Annotated in this window: 19 protein-coding genes and 1 other RNA gene; 10 read left to right on the forward strand and 10 right to left on the reverse strand. The window is 70.8% G+C overall.

What is annotated here, in order from left to right:
- Positions 1-281: hypothetical protein (locus GJ634_RS15290; RefSeq protein ID WP_197425368.1), on the forward strand; the 281-nt coding region annotated here is incomplete at its 5' end.
- On the opposite strand, the gene GJ634_RS02720 is transcribed toward GJ634_RS15290, so the two are convergent.
- From GJ634_RS02720 to GJ634_RS02730, 3 genes are all read right to left on the reverse strand, one after another.
- The gene (locus GJ634_RS02720) at positions 278-1,186 is read right to left on the reverse strand and encodes a carbamate kinase (protein WP_157500393.1); all 909 of its coding nucleotides are present in this window, start codon (positions 1,184-1,186) and stop codon (positions 278-280) included. The two genes, GJ634_RS15290 and GJ634_RS02720, sit on opposite strands and share 4 nt — an antisense overlap.
- A 41-nt stretch (positions 1,187-1,227) precedes the next feature.
- Entirely contained in the window at positions 1,228-2,541 is a 1,314-nt protein-coding gene (locus GJ634_RS02725) for a dihydroorotase (RefSeq protein WP_157500394.1), read from the reverse strand.
- A gap of 312 nt (positions 2,542-2,853) precedes the next feature.
- The gene (locus tag GJ634_RS02730) at positions 2,854-3,522 is read right to left on the reverse strand and encodes a lipoate--protein ligase family protein (RefSeq protein ID WP_157500395.1); all 669 of its coding nucleotides are present in this window, start codon (positions 3,520-3,522) and stop codon (positions 2,854-2,856) included.
- A gap of 51 nt (positions 3,523-3,573) precedes the next feature.
- Between GJ634_RS02730 and GJ634_RS02735 the strand changes: the two genes are divergently transcribed.
- A complete protein-coding gene (locus tag GJ634_RS02735) occupies positions 3,574-4,386 on the forward strand; it encodes a hypothetical protein (protein WP_157500396.1) in 813 nt (270 codons plus the stop codon).
- 43 nt (positions 4,387-4,429) lie between these two features.
- Entirely contained in the window at positions 4,430-4,867 is a 438-nt protein-coding gene (locus GJ634_RS02740; RefSeq protein WP_157500397.1) for a phosphate-starvation-inducible PsiE family protein, read from the forward strand.
- Between the two features lie 4 nt (positions 4,868-4,871).
- On the opposite strand, the gene GJ634_RS02745 is transcribed toward GJ634_RS02740, so the two are convergent.
- Positions 4,872-5,444 carry a cysteine hydrolase family protein gene (locus tag GJ634_RS02745; RefSeq protein ID WP_157500398.1) on the reverse strand — a complete coding sequence of 191 codons (573 nt, stop codon included), beginning with the start codon at positions 5,442-5,444 and terminating at the stop codon, positions 4,872-4,874.
- A 95-nt stretch (positions 5,445-5,539) separates the two neighbouring features.
- On the opposite strand from GJ634_RS02745, the gene GJ634_RS16345 reads away from it, so the two are divergent.
- From GJ634_RS16345 to GJ634_RS02755, 3 genes are all read left to right on the forward strand, one after another.
- Positions 5,540-6,307, forward strand: a complete 768-nt coding sequence (locus GJ634_RS16345) for an Hvo_1808 family surface protein (RefSeq protein WP_269449507.1) — start codon at positions 5,540-5,542, stop codon at positions 6,305-6,307.
- Positions 6,264-6,965 carry an Hvo_1808 family surface protein gene (locus GJ634_RS16350; protein ID WP_331713961.1) on the forward strand — a complete coding sequence of 234 codons (702 nt, stop codon included), beginning with the start codon at positions 6,264-6,266 and terminating at the stop codon, positions 6,963-6,965. Before GJ634_RS16345 ends, GJ634_RS16350 begins: the two co-directional genes overlap by 44 nt.
- A 67-nt stretch (positions 6,966-7,032) precedes the next feature.
- Positions 7,033-8,187 (forward strand): nicotinate phosphoribosyltransferase, encoded by a 1,155-nt coding sequence (locus tag GJ634_RS02755; RefSeq protein ID WP_331713962.1) that lies wholly within the window; start codon positions 7,033-7,035, stop codon positions 8,185-8,187.
- Positions 8,188-8,202: 15 nt separating this feature from the next.
- Here GJ634_RS02755 and GJ634_RS02760 read toward each other — a convergent pair whose 3' ends face one another.
- The gene (locus tag GJ634_RS02760) at positions 8,203-8,838 is read right to left on the reverse strand and encodes a TIGR00296 family protein (RefSeq protein WP_157500399.1); all 636 of its coding nucleotides are present in this window, start codon (positions 8,836-8,838) and stop codon (positions 8,203-8,205) included.
- Positions 8,839-9,091: 253 nt separating this feature from the next.
- Here GJ634_RS02760 and rnpB point away from each other — a divergent pair.
- An RNA gene (rnpB, locus tag GJ634_RS02765) (RNase P RNA component) lies at positions 9,092-9,519 on the forward strand.
- Between the two features lie 218 nt (positions 9,520-9,737).
- Here rnpB and GJ634_RS02770 read toward each other — a convergent pair.
- From GJ634_RS02770 to GJ634_RS02785, 4 genes are all read right to left on the reverse strand, one after another.
- The gene (locus GJ634_RS02770) at positions 9,738-9,977 is read right to left on the reverse strand and encodes a hypothetical protein (RefSeq protein ID WP_157500400.1); all 240 of its coding nucleotides are present in this window, start codon (positions 9,975-9,977) and stop codon (positions 9,738-9,740) included.
- Positions 9,978-10,068: 91 nt separating this feature from the next.
- Complete coding sequence (locus GJ634_RS02775; RefSeq protein WP_157500401.1) at positions 10,069-11,172, reverse strand: aminopeptidase; 1,104 nt, start codon at positions 11,170-11,172, stop codon at positions 10,069-10,071.
- 57 nt (positions 11,173-11,229) lie between these two features.
- On the reverse strand, positions 11,230-11,646 hold the full coding sequence (locus GJ634_RS02780) for a cyclic nucleotide-binding/CBS domain-containing protein (protein ID WP_157500402.1): 417 nt from the start codon (positions 11,644-11,646) through the stop codon (positions 11,230-11,232).
- A 43-nt stretch (positions 11,647-11,689) separates the two neighbouring features.
- Positions 11,690-14,329 carry a valine--tRNA ligase gene (locus tag GJ634_RS02785; protein WP_157500403.1) on the reverse strand — a complete coding sequence of 880 codons (2,640 nt, stop codon included), beginning with the start codon at positions 14,327-14,329 and terminating at the stop codon, positions 11,690-11,692.
- 244 nt (positions 14,330-14,573) lie between these two features.
- Between GJ634_RS02785 and GJ634_RS02790 the strand changes: the two genes are divergently transcribed.
- From GJ634_RS02790 to GJ634_RS02800, 3 genes are all read left to right on the forward strand, one after another.
- Positions 14,574-15,731, forward strand: coding sequence for an ABC transporter substrate-binding protein (locus GJ634_RS02790; protein WP_157500404.1), 1,158 nt, complete (start codon positions 14,574-14,576; stop codon positions 15,729-15,731).
- A gap of 91 nt (positions 15,732-15,822) precedes the next feature.
- The gene (locus GJ634_RS02795) at positions 15,823-16,944 is read left to right on the forward strand and encodes an iron ABC transporter permease (protein WP_157500405.1); all 1,122 of its coding nucleotides are present in this window, start codon (positions 15,823-15,825) and stop codon (positions 16,942-16,944) included.
- Positions 16,945-16,946: 2 nt separating this feature from the next.
- Positions 16,947-17,810 carry an ABC transporter ATP-binding protein gene (locus tag GJ634_RS02800; protein WP_157500406.1) on the forward strand — a complete coding sequence of 288 codons (864 nt, stop codon included), beginning with the start codon at positions 16,947-16,949 and terminating at the stop codon, positions 17,808-17,810.
- On the opposite strand, the gene GJ634_RS02805 is transcribed toward GJ634_RS02800, so the two are convergent.
- On the reverse strand, positions 17,807-18,031 hold the full coding sequence (locus GJ634_RS02805; protein ID WP_157500407.1) for a hypothetical protein: 225 nt from the start codon (positions 18,029-18,031) through the stop codon (positions 17,807-17,809). The genes GJ634_RS02800 and GJ634_RS02805 overlap by 4 nt on opposite strands.
- Between the last annotated feature and the right edge of the window lie 3 nt (positions 18,032-18,034).

Here is an 18,034-nt window from a genome sequence, read left to right on the forward strand (position 1 = left end):
CCGTCGGCGTCGCGGTCTCGCTGGCGCTGCTGGCGGTCACGTCCCCGAAGGGCGCGACCGACACGGCGTTCGCGCTCGGCGCGCTCGTGCTCGGCTTCGGCGTGTTCGCGTGGGCGACCGCCGTCGGCCTCGCGGAGACGCTCGCGGGCGTCCAGTCGTACGTCGACTTCGGCTCCGCGTGGACCGAGGCCGGCGCCCGCGAGGCCTTCTTCGTGCTCTCGTGGACGGGCGCGGGCTGGGCGTTCGCCGCCGCGCTCGTCTCGGTCGTCCTCGGCGTCTAACCCGGGCGAATCTGGGTGCCGGCGTCGCCGTCGACCGCCGCGGCCACGTCGTCGGTGCCCGCGACCACCGCGCGCTCGCCGCCCGCCTCGAGGAAGCGCAGACACGCCTCGACCTTCGGCCGCATGCTCCCCTCCTCGAACTCGCCGCTCTCGAGGTGTTCGCGCAGCTCCGACGCCGTGACGTCTTCGAGCCGCGACTCCTCGGGCGTCCCGAACGCCGTGTAGACGCAGGGGACGTCCGTCGCCATCACGAGCGCGTCCGCGCCCACTCGCTCGGCGACCAGCCGCGTCGTGTGGTCCTTGTCCACGACCGCGGCCACGCCCTCGATTCCGTCGCCCTCGACGACCGGGACGCCGCCCCCGCCCGCGCAGACGACCGGCGCGCCGTCCGCGGCGAGCGTCTCGATGCGCTCGCCCTCCAGCACGCGCGTGGGTTCGGGCGACGGGACGACCCGCCGGTGTGCGGTTTCGCCCTCGGGCGTCGTCACTTCCCTCGTCTCGAACTCGCGCTCGCGGGCCCGCTCGGCGCTCAGGTACGGGCCGACCGGCTTCGACGGGTCGTCCAGCGCTGGGTCCTCGGGGTCGACCGCGACCTGCGTGACGACCGACGCGACGCTCGCGTCGACGCGCTCGCCGAGGGCCCGCTGGAGGAGGTAGCCGATCTGGGCCTGCGTCTCCGCGACGAGCACGTCCAGCGGGCGCTCCGGCGCGTCCGATTCGTCCTGCTGGCGGAGCAGCGCGCCGACCTGCGGGCCGTTCCCGTGGGTCACCACGAGGTCGTGGCCGGCCTCGTGCAGCGTCCGGAGTTCGTCCGCCGTCTCCTCGATTCGCTCGCGCTGGGCGGCAATCGTGGCTTCGCCGCCGGGCGCGAGCGCGTTCCCGCCGAGCGCGACGACCGTTCGCATACCCGGGCGGTCGCCGCCGCGGTACTAAGCCCTGCTGGCGGCTACGCGCGGACGTTCTCGCCGTCGTGGTCGGCGAACCCCTCGCCGTCCCAGACGACCGTCCCGCGGACCAGCGTCAGCTCGGGGAAGACGCCCGCCATGCCCTCGAACGGCGTCCACCCGCACTTCGAGTGGAGGTCGCCGCCGCGAATCTCGCGGGACGCGTCCGGGTCGACGAGCACGAGGTCGGCGTCCCGTCCTTCCTCGATGCGGCCCTTCCGCGGCAGGTCGAAGACGTCCGCGGGGTTCGCGGCCGTCACGTCCCGCACGCGCTCGAAGCTCAGTTCCCCCTCGCTGGCGGCCTGCACGAGCAGCGGCAGCGCCGTCTCCACCCCGGGGACGCCCGAGGGCGCGTCCCAGATGCTCGCGTCCTTCTCCTCGCGCGTGTGCGGCGCGTGGTCGGTCGCAACCACGTCCACCTTCCCGTCGGCGAGCCGCTCGAACAGCGCTTCTCTGCGCTCCTCGCTGCGCAGCGGCGGGTTCATCCGCCCGAACGTCCCCAGCTCGTCGAGGTCCTCCCGCGAGAGGAACAGGTGGTGCGGGGTCACCTCGCAGGTCGCGCCGCCCGCCCGCGCCGCGTCCACGCCCTCCGGCGTCGACGTGTGCGCGACGTGGACCGTCGCGCCGACGTTCCCGCCGACCCCGACCGCGCGCTCGACGGCCGCCTCCTCCGCCTCCGCGGTCCGGTACGCGCTCCACGCGTCCGCGTCGTCGCGGGACTTCGCGTCTGCTCGCGGCTCGTCGCCGCTCGCTGTGTCCGTGCCGCTTGGCGGCACGCTCTCCGCGAACAGGTCGGCGTCCTCCGCGTGCACGGTGACCACCACGTCCTCCTCGGCCGCGCGCTCGCAGGCGTCCGCGAACAGCTCCGCGTCGATGCCCATGTCGCCCGTCGAGTCCGCGAGGAACACCTCCCCGAGCGCGAACAGCGGCCGGTCGAACAGCGACCCCGGGTCCCAGTCCGCCGTCACGCCGCCGTTGACGCCCCAGTCCACGAGCGAGTCAGCGGCGTACTCGGCCTTCTCGTCGAACGCCGCGCCCGTCACCGTCGGCGGGTCCGTGTTCGGCTGGTCGACAACCGTCGTGACGCCGCCCGCCGCCGCGCTCCGCGACCCCGACGCCCACGTCTCCTTGTGCTCGTACCCCGGCTGCCGGAAGTGCACGTGCGCGTCTATCATCCCCGGCAGCAGGCGCTTCCCGGTCGCGTCCGCGAGCGTCTCCCCCTCGAGGTCCTCGCCCACCGCGTCGATGCGGCCGTCCCCGATTCGGACGTCCCGCACCCGGCCGTCCGCCAGCGTCGCGTTCCGAATCACTCGCATACGTGGTCGTCGCCCGGCACCCGCCTAAGTACTGCGGAGACGCTCGTGTCTCTGTGGTGCGTACTCCGTGCGTGCTTTGCTCGTCTCCGCCTGGGGTTCGCTCTTCGTTGTCGCCGTTTGAGGTCCGCTCTTCGTTGTCGCCGTCTTTAGAAAGCCCTCGGCGCGCTCGCGCACGCTCCGCGACATATCCGCTCGCTGCGCTCGCGAATAGGGGTCGCGGACCGCACGTGGCCTCCGGCCGCGAGCGCGCCTCGCCCTTTCGGTCCGCCAGGAGTCGGTTGGTCAATCGTCTACAGTACTGTCGCCAGGTCGCTACAGTTGTTCCACGGCGGCGTCCGCGTCGCCGACGAGCGCGCGCTCGAGCTCGTCCCGGATTCGGTCGGCGTCGCCGCCGGCGGCTGCGACGCTCCCCACCGACTTCGGGTCGAACGGCACCCCCAGTTTCGGGTAGACAGCAGCGAGGACGGCGGCAATCTCCTCGCGGTCGTCGACGACGAGCACGCCCGAGGTGAGCGCGGCGTCCCTGGTGACGCGCTGGGCGATGCCCGCGAGCTTGCCGGCCGCCGAGACGGAGTGGTCGCCCGGGCAGAACGACTCCGGGGGTTCGCCCCCGCTGGCGTCGACGCCGACCGCCGCGAGCGCGTCGAGTACGTCCGCGACCATCGCGTCGTAGCGCTCCTGCAATCCGGTGCGGGCGCCGTCGACGGGCGTGATTCGTGCGAACGCGAGCGTCGAGTCCGTGTACGCGACTGCGCGGCCGCCGACGCTTCGCTCGACGGGCGGGAAGCCGTGCTCGCGGGCGGCCTCGCGCGCGGCGTCGTAACCGTCGCTGTTGGCGTCCCGGCGGCCGAACGCGAGCTGGCGGCCCGGCGCCCACACGCGGACCGCCGGCTCGCCGGCTTCGGCGACCCACTCGAGGAGGTCGCGGGTCGCCGCGCGGTCGGCGTCCGGGTCGGCGGCCCGCCCGCGGAGCACGCGCATGCCACCCCCTTCGACCGACGGCGGTAAATCCTCACGGTCCGACTGGCGGGTATGGTCACGCTGGCCGGCGACCTGCTCGCGCGCTACCCGCGGACGTCGCTGTACAACTCGCCGTACCCCGCCCACGACGCCGGCTGCGCGGTCGACCTCTACCCAGAAACTGCTCGCGTCCCGAGCCCGGTCGCGGGCGAGGTCGTGGAGACGCGGACCGTGCGCTGTCCGTCGAAGCCGTACGCCGCCGACCGCGACCACCTAATCGTCGTGGACACGGGCGAGCACCTCGCGCGCGCCCTCCACGTCGAGCCCGCCGTCGAACCCGGCGACAGCGTGGCGGTCGGCGACGACCTCGGGCGCTTGGTGCGCTCGGGCTTCTTCGCGCCGTGGGTCGACAACCACGTCCACCTCGGGTTCCGCGAGCGCGACGGCGACGCCGTGCGCGCGTCCGGGTCGCTGCCAATCGACCTCGACGCGTCGGTCGAGGCGGTCCCGTGGGACGGCACCGGCGAGGTCGTCGAGACCGGGGAGACGTACGCGCTCCTCGACGCACCCGAGCACCCCGCACCGGGGACGCTCGCGGGCGTCGCGACCGACGACGGCGGCGTGCTCGACGGCGGCTTCCCGCACTACGAGGGCGGCGGCGTCCTCGGACGGAGCGGCGCCGGTCCGGTCTCGTTCCTCGGAACGACCGTGGGGGACGCCGCGGACGGTCGCACCGTCGCGTGGCGTGACGTCGCGGTGACCGCGAACGGCGAACCGATTCGCGGGCTCTCGCTGTGGCTCGGGGTCGAACGCCTCGGCGTCAAGCTCGTCGCGCCCGACCGCGACCTCGCGGTCGGCGAGCGGGTCGCCGTCGCCGTCGCGTAGCGCCGCCCGCGCGCTTATTGTCCCCGCGGCTGTACGCCGGCGCATGGACGCCGACGACCACGTCCGCGTCACGGAGCGGCTCATCCAGTCGGTGGAGATCGTCGCCGCGTACGTGCTCGTGTTCCTGTTCGCCGTCGGCGTCTTCGACCTCGGGCTGAACATCGCCCAGCTGGTCCGCACCGGCGCCATCACGCAGACCAGCGAGGTCGTCGCGCTCATCGACACCGTCCTCCTCCTGTTCATCATCGTGGAAATCTACCAGACGGTCGTCGCGTACACCCGCGAGGAGAGCGTCGTCCGCATCGTCATCATCACCGGCATCATCGCGGTCACCCGCCGCGTCATCAGTTTCCACCCCGGCGACCACGCCGCGCAGGACGCCCTGCTGACCTCGCTCGGGTTCGCGGCGCTGCTCGCGGTGCTCGTCGGCTCGCTGTACGTCGTCCGGCGCACCCGCGCCGAATCCAGCGACCTCCACTGACTCCCTACTGGAACGTCACGTCGTCGCGCTCGATGACCTCCCCGAACAGCCAGTCGGCGTGGTCGAGGGCGTACTCGCGGTGCTCCTCCTCGATGTAGCCGATGGCGTCCTCGACGAGCACCGGCCGGTAGTCCCGGAGGCCCGCGCTCCCCGCGGTGTGGAGCACGCAGACGTTCGCCAGCGTCCCGCAGACGAGCAGGTCGTCGACGCCGTGGGCGTCGAGGTGGCCCTCGAGGCCCGTCTGGTAGAACGCGTCGTAGGTGTGCTTGTCCACGACGTAGTCCTCGTCGCGGACGTCGAGGCGGTCGTGGAGCTCGGCGTCCCACGTCCCCTCGACGACGTGCTCGCCCCAGCGCTCGAACTCGTCGTAGTAGTGGTTCCCGTCGAACTGCTCGGGCGGGTGGACGTCACGCGTGTAGACGACGCTCGCGCCCGCCTCTCGCGCCCGGGCGACGAGGTCGGTCACGGGGTCGAGGGCGGCCTCGCTGGCTGGCGCGTACAGGCTCCCGTCCGGATGGCAGAAGCCGTTCTGCACGTCCACGACGACGACCGCGGTGCGCTCGGCGTCGAACTCCATGTGCGAGTGGTCGCCGGCGAGCCACTAAGCCGTTTGGCCGGCCGGCGGCGCGCCCGTGCGTAGCGCTTTACCCCGTCGAGGCCGAACCACGCGTAATGACACGCCGCATTTTGGCCGTGGCGTTCGTCGCGCTGGTCGTGCTCGCGGGCTGTCAGTCGCCCGGCGCGACCGGCGGCAACGACCCCGTCGAGGGGCCCGCGGCCGGCGAGTTCGACTACGCCGACCCCGCCGGCGACGCGCTCGGCTGGGAGGGCGGCTACTGGCACAACGAGTCCATCCCCGTGACCGTCGAGGACGGCCTCAACGAGAGCGAGCGGCGGATGGTCGTCGACCGCTCGATGGCGCGGGTCGAACACCTCCGCGGCATCGAGTTCGACGAGCGGGTCCCCGTCGACGTCATCTCGCGGACGACGTACCGCGAGGAGTACACCGGCGGCGGGAACGCGAGCGACGCGATGGCGACGTTCGACAACGTGAAATTCGAGGCGCTGTTCCTCGTCGGCGAGCGCAACGACTCGCTGGCCGTCCAGGACGACAACCGCGGGTCGAACGTCCTCGGGTTCTACTCGCCGCGCGAGGACCGCATCGTCGTCATCTCCGAGTCCGAGACGCCCACCATCGACGAGAACACGCTCGGCCACGAGCTGATGCACGCCCTCCAGTTCCGGAACTTCGAGGCGAACTTCTCCTCGCCGACCCGCGACAAGGCCAACGCCCACAACGGCCTCATCGAGGGCGAGGCTAGCTTCCTCGACGGCCGCTACGGCGAGCACTGCGGCGACGAGTGGGAGTGCGCGACGCCCGAAGCGGCCGGCGGCGGTGACGGGGGCGGCGGGAGCATCCACCTCGCGTCTACATGCTGAAGTACTTCCCGTACAGCGCTGGCGCTGGGTTCGTCGAGCACCGCTACGACGACGGCGGCTGGGACGCGTCGCGGGCGTCTACGACGACCCGCCGGCCTCCTCCGAGCAGGTCGCCCAGCCCGAGAAGTACGGCAGCGACCCGCCCCGCGACGTCTCGCTCCCGGACCGCTCGACCGACGACTGGGAGCGGGTCACCCCCGGCGGCCGCGCGCCCTACGGCGAGGTCGGCGTTGGCGGGCTCACCGCGATGTTCGGCTACCCGGCCTACGAGCAGGAGCGCCACCCGCAGAGCGCCGTCCTCAACCCGCTGAACTACGACGCCGACGGCGACATCGACCAGAGCTCGCCGTTCGACTACGCCACCGAGCCGGTCGCGGGCTGGGACGGCGAGAAGCTCTGGGTGTACGAGAACGGCGACGAGACCGCGTACACGTGGCGGATCGCGTTCGACTCGAACGGCGACGCCCGCGAGTTCGCGCGCACGTACCGCCAACTCCTCCAGTACTGGGGGGCCGAGGAGCGCTCGAACGGCGTCTGGCGCATCCCCGAGGACGAGAGCGAGTTCGCGGACGCCTTCCGCGTCACGCGCTCCGGGAACGAGGTCACCATCGTGAACGCCCCCACGCAGTCGGACCTCGGCGACGTCCACTCGCGGTAGGGAGGCGAGGCTTTTTCGACGCGGCGGGTCTACGCCGAGGCATGCAGGCAACCCGCCGGGTGGTCGCGTGACCTTCGACGTCGTGCCGCCCGAGGCCATCGAGAGCGGCCGCGCGACCGACGCGTACTTCGAGCGCACCGAGACGACCCTCGAGTTCGCGGGGAAGAACCCCCGCGTCGTCGCGGAGGTGACCGCCGACCAGTTCCCGACCGGCGGCTTCGAGCTGCTCGCGGGGGTCAAGGACGCCGCCCACCTCCTCGAAGGCCTCCCGGTCGACGTCGACGCGCTCCCCGAGGGGACGCTGTTCGACGGCGGCCCCGTCCTCCGCATCGAGGGGAACTACCGCGAGTTCGCGCGCTACGAGACGTCGCTGCTTGGCTTCCTCTCGCACGCCTCCGGGGTCGCCACGGCCGCCCTCGAAGCCCGGCGCGCCGCGCCCGACTCGCAGGTGCTGAGCTTCGGCGCGCGCCACGTCCACCCCTCGATTGCGGCGATGGTCGAGCGCTCCGCGCTCGTCGGCGGCCTCGACGGCTTCTCCCACGTCGCCGCGGGCGACGTCATCGACCGCGAGGCCGGCGGGACGATGCCCCACGCGCTCGTCATCTGCTTCGGGCGCGGCAACCAGGAGGCGGCGTGGCGCGCGTTCGACGACGCCGTCGACGAGGACGTCCCGCGGGTCGCGCTCTGTGACACGTACAGCGACGAGAAGGACGAGGTCCTGCGCGCGGTCGACGAACTCGGCGAGGACCTCGACAGCGTCCGCCTCGACACCACGGGCTCCCGGCGCGGGGACTTCCGGCACATCGTCCGCGAGATCCGCTGGGAGCTCGACGCCCGCGGCCGCGGCGACGTCGACGTCTTCCTCTCCGGCGGCCTCGGCCCGACGGAGCTCCGGGCGCTCCGGGACGTCGCGGACGGCTTCGGCGTCGGCAGCCACGTCTCGAACGCCGACCCCGTGGACTTCGCGCTCGACATCGTGGAAGTCGAGGGCGAGCCCGCTGCCAAGCGCGGGAAGCTCTCCGGGAAGAAGGACGTCTACCGCACGCGGGACGGCGGCCACCACGTCGGCCTCGCCGCCCGCCCCGGCCCGACGGACGGCACGTCGCTGCTCGACCCCCTGATTCGGGACGGCGAGCTCGTCCGGTCGTTCAGCATCGAGGACGCCGCCGACCGCGCGCTCGACGACGCCGAGCGTGTCGGGTTCGGTGGCGGCGCGGAGTAACAGTCAGGACGCGGCTTACGCGGTGAGCTCTTCGACGGGTTCCTCGGCGTCCTCGCCGGTCTCCCGGAACACCTGTCCCTCGAAGAGGGTGACCATCACGTCGTCGTCCTCCCACGCGCCGTTCGGGAGGCCGGCCTTCCGGCAGGTGCGGTCGAGGTACTCGAAGACGCTCCAGTCGTTCTCCACGGGCAGCGTCGGATACATCCAGCCGTGCTTGCCGTCGCCGTCGATGGCGACGCCGTGGACGCCGAGCTCGATGTCCTCGACGGGGTCGTCCGTGAGGACCAGGTTCGAGACCGTGCAGACGGAGACGCGGAGGTTCGGCAGTTCGGCGGCCTCGACCTCCGAGCCGCAGGACGCGTCGGAGGCGGCCTTGATGGACGCCTCGACGATGGCGTGCCCGAGCTGCTGGTCTCGGTTCCCGAGCTCGCGGGCGGACTCCTGTGCGCCCGCGCAGCCGCGGAGGCGGCCGCGACCGTGGGTGGACTCCAGTCGGACGAACGCGCTCGTTCGGTTGTAGAAGGCGTCGCGCATGCTCCCGGGCTGCTCGCGCTGGCCGTTCCGGACGAACGCCTCGACGGATTCGCGTGCTAGTTCGACCGTCCGCGCGCCGTCCTCGAAGGAAAGTACTACTGACTGGGCCTCGGCCATACGAGTCTATTTATGGCAAGGATTAACTTGAACTCTTCCCCTCGCGGCCGAGAACCGTGAAGGATTTCTCGTCGGCTGCACGGCACGCCAGAATCGCGGAAGGAGAGCCGCACGCCCGCGAACTGATTTCGCGGTTGACAACGCCGCCGGCAAATTCCGACGGCCGCACGCCCGAATACTGCGCTCGGTGCCAGCGGCCGCGGCGGGCGGCCCGACCGAACCCCTTAACGCCGCGGCGCACCTACACGTAGTGGGCAGAGGGAGCCCGGCTCCCGTGCCGCGAGGCATGAGGAAAGTCCCCCCACCCGTCGGGCAGGCGGCCGGATGCAAATCCGGGACGGGAGACCGTCGGCACTGGAACAGAGACGACACGTCCCTCTCGAACCGATGAGGCGCGCGACCCGACCCGCGAGGGGAGGAAGCTAACCCGCCGAGGGAGGCGTGGCCGACCAACGGGAGGCCACGTTACAGGTGAGCGGCGTCAGCCGCGAACCGCGCGGCTCTGCCGCGTTAAAGCGAACGGCGTCAGCCGTTCGCCGGAAGAGAGGGGAGCGATGGAACGGCTAATCCCCGCCGGTGCAAGTCCACGCGCGCAAGGTAGCCCGACGCGCCCGAGAGGGGCCGCGTGGACGCTCAGCCGAATGCCGGGCCGAACAGAAGGGGGCTTACTCCCCTCCAGCTCGTACCTTTTTGCGGGGTCGCGCAGCTACCCCGCAAAAATCTACACCGGGAGAGCGAGCTCTCCCGAGCCCTGCCTCACTGCGTTCGGCAGGACGCTAAAAAGACCGCAACAGCAACCGCTACCGGCTGTGGAATCTCCGCCATAAGCAGCTGCTGCCTGTCAGTAAGCACGTCTTACGAACGGCTCACGGCACTAAAATACGAAAACGACTGTGAGATTACGAGCTCTCGGTGCCGGCAATCGCCGTCAGCGGGGACGCGCCGCCGACGATGGCGCCGGCCGTCAGCACTGCTGCCGCGAGTGTCACGAAGTCGTCGCCCGGATTGAGCCCCGCGAGGCTCGCGCCGGCGTCGACGATGAAGATGGTGACGAAGAAGCTGATTACCGCGAGCACGAGCAACAGCGCGACCGCGACGACGCTGCCGACGAGTTCGCCGACGGAGTTGAGTAGGGACATTATGATTCTCTAAATATTGACACTCCGGCGAGGGATAAGCACCGTGGCTCGTCCCTCGGAAGGTTCCGAAACTCGACAGATCGCGGTTTCGCTACTCTTCGAACCCGTCTTCCCACCGGAACGTCCCGTTCCGTTGCACTACTTCGCCGTCGACTTCCATGAACGAGTCCTCGCTCACGTCCGTAATCATGTCCACGTGGACCGCGGAGTCGTTGGCCTCGTCCTCGTGGCCCTCGGGGAAGTTCGACTCGTAGGCGCGGCCGAGCGCGAGGTGGACGGTGTCGCCCATCTTCTCGTCGAAGAGGATGGAGTCGGTGAACTGGTCGATGCCGCGGTTCATCCCGATGCCGAGTTCGCCGAGGCGCCGCGACCCCTCGTCGGTGTCCAGAATCTCGCCGACGACGCTCTCGTTCTGGGCGGCGCTGTAGTCGACGACCTCGCCGTCCTCGAACGTGAGGTGGACGTCCTGCACGCGCTCGCCGCGGATCGTCATCGGGACGTCGAAGAACACCTCACCCTCGGTGGCGTGCGGCGCGGTGAACACCTCGCCGGAGGGGAGGTTGTGGGAGTCGTACGCGACCGACGCCGCGGAGTTCACGGCGGTCCGGTTCTCGATGCTCATGGTGAGGTCGGTGTCCTCTTTGACGAGTCGGACCTCGCTGCCTTCGTCGAGAATCTCCTTCATGTTCGCCATCTCGTCGGCGAGGCGCTCCCAGTCGCGGAGGATGGCGTCGTACGCGAAGTTCCGGTACTCCTCGTAGGACATGTTCGCCTGCTGGGCGAGCGACCGCGTCGGGTGGACCGTCGACACCCAGTCCGCGTCCATCCGGGCCTCGCGGACGCCCTGCCGGGCCTTCGACTGCGCGCGCCGGATCTCCGCGGGGACGTCCGACCCCTCGCTGGTGTTGCGGCCGCCGCCGACCGACAGCACCACGTCGGCGTGCTCGTAGAGCGCGAGCTCGTGGTCGGGGTCTTCCTCGAAGCCCTCGCCGTGGGCGAGCGCGTACGCCCGGCCGAGTTCGCCCGACGCGTACGTCGAGACGAGGTTCGCGCCGCGCTCGCCGACCTTCTCGGCGACCGCGACCGCGAGGTCGTGGGCGTCCGGGCCGACGCGCATCACCACGTCGTCGCCGTCGTCGACGCGCGCGCTCCAGTCGACCAGCACTTCCGCGTGCTCCTCGATGCGGGGGTCCATACCTCCCGTGGCGGCCCGCGAGCGAAAAAACAGTCGGGTTCCGGCCGGCGCCGTGGGTCACGTCTGCGCTTCGACGAGGGCCGCGACGTCCGCGAACTCCTCGCCGAGCAGCGCGAGCACGTCGTCGAGGCTCACCAGCCGGACGACGTCGCCGGCCTCGTCGACGAGCGGGAGCCGGCGGACGCCCTCTTCGCGCATCATCTCCACGACTTCGAAGACCTCCGCGCCCTGCTCGGCCGTGACGGGGTCGGCGGTCATCACGTCGCTGGCGGTCGTCTGCGTGGGGTCGATGCCGTCGCGGAGCGCGAGCGCGACGTCGCGGTCGGTGACGATGCCCGCGAGGTCGGTCGTCTCGCCGGTGACGACGACGCTGCCGACGCCCTCGGCGTGCATCGTCTCGGCGACCTGGTCCAGCGAGGCGTCCTCGGGGAGCCTGACGACGTCCTCGACTCGTGGCGCTGTCGGGTCGACCATGTCCGCGAGGTCGCTCGCGCGCCAGTAGAAGGTGGTGGCCGCGCTACTCGTAGACGAGCACGGTGCCGAACGACGTCTCGACGACCGCGACCTCCTCGCCGGACTCCGCGCGGTACTCCTCGTCGACGCTCAGCCAGTCCGCGTCGAGCTCGTACGTCTCGCCGCCCGCTTCGACGGTGACGGTGTCCCCGGAGTGCATCTGGGCCTGGATCTCAGCGGGGTCGGCGTCGTCGATGGCCTGCATCACCGCGCCCGCGTCGCTGCGGAACTCGGGGCCGATCTTCGAGTCGTCGCCGTCGACCTCGACCGGGACGAGTTCGATGTCCGGCCGCCCCTCCACGAGCTTGATGGGGGCGTTGACGGTCTCGCTGAGGTCGTACGTGTCGAGGCTCGCCTCCTCGCCCGGCTCGAAGTAGAGCTCCACGCGGTCGAGGGGCTCGTTCAGCGGGATGTGGTTCTCGGACTTCCACCGGCGGACCTCGCTGGCGGTCTCGGCGATGTGCTCGCCGGCGACTTCGGCGTCCTCGTCGAGCATGTCGACCGCGGGCCACGTCGCGTTGTGGACGCTGCCCTCGGTGCCGGGGAGGTGGCTCCAGATCTCCTCGGTGACGTGCGGGCTGAACGGCGACAGCATCCGGACGACCGCCGTCACCGCGGTGTAGAGGGTCTTCTCGGCGGCGGCGCGCTCGCCCGGCCGGCCGTTGTACAGCCGCCCCTTCACGAGTTCGACGTAGTCGTCGGCGAGGTCCTCCCACGCGAACTCCCGGAGCGTGCGCAGCGCGGCGTCGAACCGGTAGTTCTGCATCTCGGCCTCGACCTCGTCGGCGACCCGCGTGAGCTCGGAGAGGATCCACCGGTCGGCGTCCCGGTAGGCGGGGTCGCTGACGTCCGGGGTGTCCTCGTCGAAGTGGCCGCTCGCGAACTTCACGATGTTCCAGAGCTTCGTGAGGAACCGGGAGGCGGACTTGACCTCCTTCCACTGGAACTGGACGTCGCTGCCGGGCTGGCCGCCGAGCGCGAGCGCCTGCCGGACGGCGTCCGCGGAGTACTCCTCGATGGCCTCGTCGGGCGCGACCACGTTCCCGCGGGACTTGGACATCTTGTTGCCGTCCGGGCCGAACACCATGCCGTTGACGAGGATGTCGTCCCACGGCGCCTCGTCGGTGAGCGCGCCCGTCCGCAGCAGCGTGTAGAACGCCCACGTGCGGATGATGTCGTGGCCCTGCGGCCGCAGCCCGACGGGTTCGAACTCGTCGAGGTCGATCTCCTCGGGCCACCCGGAGATGTGCAGGGGCGTAATGGAGGAGTCCATCCACGTGTCCATCACGTCGGTCTCGCCGCGCCAGTCGTGGCTACCGCACTCGGGACACGCGCCGACGGCGGGGTCTTCCTCGTCGGGGTCGACGGGGGTCTCGGCGGCGTCGGCGATGTGCCAGTGGCCGCAGTCCGTACACTCCCACGCGGGAATCGGCGTCGCGAACACGCGCTGCCGGGAGATGACCCAGTCCCACTCCATGCCCTCCGCCCAGTCGACGAGGCGGTCGTGCATGTGCTCGGGAATCCACTCGACCTCCTCGGCCTTCTCGAGGACGAGGTCCTGGTCGACCTCCACGAACCACTGCTCCTTCGAGAGAATCTCGATGGGGGTGTCGCACCGCCAGCACGCGCCGACGCTCTGCTCGGTCGGCTCGCTGTCGTTCAGGTAGCCCTCGTCGTCCAGCGCCTCGGCGATTTCGCCCTTGGCCTCGTCGATGGACAGGCCCGCGAACTCGCCGGCGCCCTCGCCGAGGTGGCCGTCCTCCGTGAACACCGACCGGAGGTCGAGGTCGTACTCGGCCCACCAGTCGACGTCCTGCTTGTCCCCGAACGTACAGATCATGACGGCGCCAGTCCCGAACTCGGGGTCGACGTCGTCGTCGGCGAGCAGTTCGACCTCCTGGCCGAACAGCGGCACCTCGAACGTATCGCCGACGCGGCCCTCGAAGCGCTCGTCGTCGGGGTCGACGGCCATCCCGACGCACGCCGCCAGCAGCTCCGGGCGCGTGGTCGCGATTTCGATGTCGTCGTTGCCGACGCCCTCGAAGGTGAGGTAGTACAGCGTCCCCTCGCGGTCGACGTTCTCGACCTCGGCGTCCGCGATGGCGGTCTCGCAGCGCGGACACCAGTTCACGGGGTGTTCGTCGCGGTAGACCATGTCGTCGTCCGCCATCTCGACGAACGACTCCTGGGTCTGGCCCCAGTACTCGGGGTCCATCGTGCGGTACTCGGCGCTCCAGTCCTGCGAGAACCCCATCTCGGTCATCGTCTGCTTCATCTCCGCGATGCGGGCCTCGGTGTGCTCGACGCACATCTCCCGGAACTCGTCGCGGGAGACGTCCGTGCGGTGGATGTCGTGGTTCTCCTCGACTTTGACCTCGGTCGGGAGGCCGTGGCAGTCCCACCCCTGCGGGAAGAGGACGGCGTCGCCCTGCAGGCGGTGGAACCGCGCGACGAAGTCGATGTACGACCACTGGAGGCCGTGGCCGAGGTGGAGGTTGCCGGTGGGGTACGGCGGCGGCGTGTCCACGACGTACTGGGTGTCGGCCTCGCTGGGGTCGAACTCGTAGACGTCGGAGTCCTGCCACGCGTCTTGCCACTCGGTCTCGATTCGGTCGGGGTCGTAGCTGTCCGGAATGTTCGTCATAGCTGGGTGGGTCGTCGGCCGCGGTCGCGTCTCCGTGTGTCCGAGTCGGGACGAGAAGAGGGCTTACACACGTACTACCGCGAGCTCGACGCGCATACCTCAGCGGAGCGGTGGCGCGGCCATAAAGGTTCCCGTCCGCGGCGGGGCGGCGGCTCGACGCCCGCTCCGCTCGGCGACCGCCGCCAGCTTTTAGGCACACCGAAAAATCGACGGCCTTTTAGTGTTTAGGCGAACCTAAACGAGTATGCGACGACGCACGTTCATCAAGTCGGGCAGTGCAGCGACGCTCGCCGGGCTGCTCGCGGGCTGTGCGAGCCCGAACCAGGGAAGCACCGACGATTCCACCGAAGCCCCCGCTACCGAGGGCGACGCCACGACCTCGGGCGGCGAGGAGACGACCGAGGACGAGTCGCAGTCCTACAGCGTCTCGATGACGCCCGTCGGCGACGTCACGTTCGACGCCGTCCCCGAGACTATCGCCGTCTACACGCCGGGCTACGCGGACATGCTCGTGGCGCTCGGCCACGGCGACGCCGTCGCGTCCGTCGGCCAGAAGTCCCGCTACCACACCGGCCCCTACGACGAACTCGACGGCGTCAGCGTCGACACGTCCGAGATGGTCGATCTCGTCGACCAGGGCGTCTCCCGGGAGACGCTGCTCTCCCTCGACGCCGACCTCCACCTCGTCGACCCGAACTGGCTGACGAACGTCTTCGAGATGGACGGCGACGACGTCGAGTTCCTCGAGGAGCGCTCCGGCCCGTTCCTCGGCAACACCATCTTCCGCCGCACCGACTCGTGGCACGACTACGACTACTACTCGATGTACGGCGCCTTCGAGAAGGTCGCCGAGGTCGTCCGGGAGACCGAACGCTACGAGGCGTTCGCGGAGTTCCACGACGAGTTCGTCGCCCACGTCGGCGAGGACGCCCCCGACGAGGGCCCGCGGGGCGCGCTCGTGTTCGGCGGCAGCGACGAGCCCACGTCGTTCTCCCCGTACCACCTCAGCGGCGAGGGCGCGAACAAGAAGTCCTTCCACGACCTCAACGTCCGGGACGCCATCGCGAACTCCGACGTGGAAGCGCTCTCGACCGGGAGCCGCGGCGAAATCGACTACGAGACCCTGCTCGACCTCGACCCCGAGGCGCTGTTCGTGCGCGGCCACGAGGACAAGACCCGCGAGGAGTTCCGGAACACGGTCGTCTCGTTCATGCAGAACCACGAGACCGCGAGCCGCATCACCGCCGTCGAGGACGGCGCCGTCTACCGCGGCGGCCCCATCTACCTCGGCCCCGTCCAGCACCTCTTCCTCACGGAGCGGTTCGCCACGGCGCTGTACCCCGACCGCTTCGAGGGCGAGCTGTTCGACCGCGACGAGCTGGCGGGCGTCGTCACGTCGTAGACGGAACGCTTTTCAGCTCTTAGGGCGACCTAAACGGTAAGCCAGTCGCAGCCTCGTCGGCCGCCACGCCGGCCGACACCCCAATCCACGAATGTCACGTCAACGCCGCGTCCGCGACGTCCTCCTCCCCGAACTCGACGCCCAGCTCGCGTCCATCATCGGCGCGAGCGTCGTCCTCGTGGTCGTCGCCGGCCTCGTCCAGATCCGGTACGGCGCCTACGAGATGCCCTTCGAGACGGTCGTCCGCGCGCTGTTCGACCGCGTCGTCTGGACCAACCCGGACGTGCTCGCGACGCTCGTCCTCGGCGAGAACGCCGCCCGCACGCTCGGCGTCTACGCCGACCTCTCCGTGCTCACGAACGCCACCATCGTCGTCTGGACGGTCCGGCTGCCGCGCGTGCTCGTCGCCGCGTTCGTCGGCCTCAACCTCGCCGTCTCCGGCGCCATCTTCCAGGCAATCACGCGCAACGAGCTCGCCAGCCCGTACATCCTCGGCGTCTCCTCCGGGGCGGGCGTCGCCGTCGTGTTCACGCTCGTGTTCTCGCTGGGCGCGTACCTCCTCCCGCTGGCCGCCGTCGCCGGCGGCACCGCCGCGTTCCTGCTCGTGTACGCCGTCGCGTGGCGCGGCGGTACCACGCCCGTGCGGCTCGTGCTCGCCGGCGTCGTCGTCGGCACCATCTTCAACAGCCTCCAGACCGGGCTGTTCTACTTCATCGAGAGCAACGGCGTGATGCGCACCGCGGTCGCGTGGCTCGCCGGCTCCCTGACGGGCGTCGACTGGACGGACGCCCGCATCGTCGCCGTCCCCACGCTGGTCGTCGTCCCCGCGGCGCTCGCGAGCGCCCGCCAGCTCGACGTCCTCCTGCTCGGCGAGCGCGCCGCGCGGTCGCTCGGCATGAGCGTCGAACGCATCCGCTTCCTGCTGTCCGCGCTCGCCATCCTCGCGGCGTCCGCGGCGGTCGCGGTCGCCGGCCTCGTCGGCTTCGTCGGCCTCGTCGTCCCCCACGCCGTCCGCACGTTCGTCGGCAGCGACTACCGCCGGCTGATGACCGGCTGCCTGTTCGCCGGCCCCGCGCTCGTCGTCGTCGCCGACGTCGTCGCGCGGCTCGCGCTCGGCGGGACGCAGGTCCCCGTCGGCGTCGTCACCGGCCTGCTCGGCGGCCCGTACTTCCTGCTGTTGCTGCGCCGCACCGAGTCCTTCACGGAGTTCTGACCATGCCAGAGATCCCACTCGTCTCCACCGACGCGGAATCGACCGACGCGACCACCACCGACTTCGACGACCCGGTCGAGGAGGCCGCGCTGCTCGCGTCGGGCATCGAGCTCGGCTACGGCGAGGAGATCGTCGTCGACTTCGACGACCTCGTCATCCCCGAGGGGGAGGTCACCGCGCTCGTCGGGCCGAACGGCTCCGGGAAGTCCACGCTCCTGAAGGGGCTCTCGGCGGAACTGGAGCCCGCCTCCGGGAGCGTCCTGCTGAACGGCCGGGACGTCCAGCAGCGCCCCGCGAAGGACCTCGCGCGCGAGCTCGGCCTGCTCGACCAGGAGAACGCCGCGCCCGGCGGCCTCACGGTCGAAGACCTCGCCACGCACGGCCGCTACCCCCACCGCGGCTTCCTCGACCCGCTCACCGAGGACGACCGCGAGGCGGTCGAGCGCGCCATCGACCTCGCGGGCGTCGACCACCTCCGGGACACCCAGCTCTCGGAGCTCTCCGGCGGCCAGAAGCAGCTCGCGTTCGTCGCGATGACGCTCGCACAGGACACCGACGTGCTCCTGCTGGACGAGCCGACGACGTATCTGGACCTCCACCACCAGCTGCGCGTGATGGAGGTCGTCCGCACGCTCAACGAGGAACGCGACGTGACGGTCTGCGTCGTCCTCCACGACCTCCAGCAGGCGGCGCGGTTCGCGGACTACCTCGTCGCGCTCGACGACGGCGCCGTCTACGACTGGGGGCCGCCCGAGGACGTCGTCACCGAGCAGCTGCTCGCGGACGTCTTCGACGTCGACGCCGCCGTCAGCTTCGACCGCGAGGACGACGAACCCCGCATCGTGCCGCGGCGCGCCCTCGACTAATCCTCCACTCGCTCGCGTAACGCCTCGACTTCTCGCTGTAACTCCGCCCGCGACGGCGTCCCGTCGTCGATACCGGCGCTGACGACCGCCAGCAGCAGCGCCGTCAGCGCGAGCGCGCCGCCGAGCACGACCAGCCACGCCGGCACCGCGACGTCTAACGCCAGCAGGAGGACGGCGTCGTTCACCAGCACGACCGCGAGGACCACCGGGAGCGTGCGCATACC

Source organism: Halobacterium sp. CBA1126 (assembly GCF_009741975.1).
GTDB lineage: Archaea > Halobacteriota > Halobacteria > Halobacteriales > Halobacteriaceae > Halobacterium.